This window comes from Catenulispora pinisilvae (genome assembly GCF_015356865.1).
Classification (GTDB): Bacteria; Actinomycetota; Actinomycetes; order Streptomycetales; family Catenulisporaceae; genus Catenulispora; species Catenulispora pinisilvae.
In genome coordinates this window covers 1-613 of record NZ_JAAFZA010000569.1, presented here as the reverse complement: position 1 = coordinate 613, position 613 = coordinate 1, and the positions used below count along the sequence as shown (strand labels likewise).

Annotated in this window: 1 protein-coding gene; it reads right to left on the bottom strand. The window is 66.6% G+C overall.

The window, feature by feature from the left end; translation table 11 throughout:
• The coding region (locus IZR01_RS49460) for a carboxyl transferase domain-containing protein (RefSeq protein WP_323747337.1) at positions 1 to 613 on the bottom strand (613 nt) is incomplete at both ends.

Sequence of the window (613 nt, the reverse complement as noted above, 5' to 3'; positions counted from 1 at the left end):
CGAAGTTGACGATGGCGCGGCCGATTTCGGCGCCGTATTCCAGCTGGAGTTTGCGCATTGATTCTGGGGAGCCGTCGAATCCTGAGAGGTTGGCCAGGACCACCAGGGGGCGGTTGCCGCTGGCGGAGTTGATGGCGCGGGCGACCTTTTTCGAGGATTGTGGGAATAGGGTGCCGGCGGTGTAGGTGTCGGGGCCGTCGGTGGGTGGGAAGCCGTGTCGGGGGACGGCTCGGGATTCGATGCCGATCAGGCAGACGGGTAGGCCGCCGAGGTGCGCGTCTTGCACGATTGAGGTTTGTGCGCCGGCCATGCCGGCCCAGCGTTCCAGGACTGGGTGGTCTTGGTCGGCTAGGGCGCGCATCACGGTCCGGATGTCGAAGGCTTTTTTGCGGTCGGGGTTGGTGGCGGCGTTGAAGATCTCCCCGACGGTGGTGAAGTCTGAGCCGGCGAAGGTGTGCGGGAAGGGGCTGATGTCGCGGTCGTGGGGGTCGTCGGTGGTGGCGCGGCGGGGTGTGGTTTCGCCGGGGGCGATGTAGGTGTGGTCGTAGTGGGACATCAGCACGTCGCGGGCCGCGGTGAGTGTGGGGGCCCAGTATTGGGCTTGGCCGTTGGG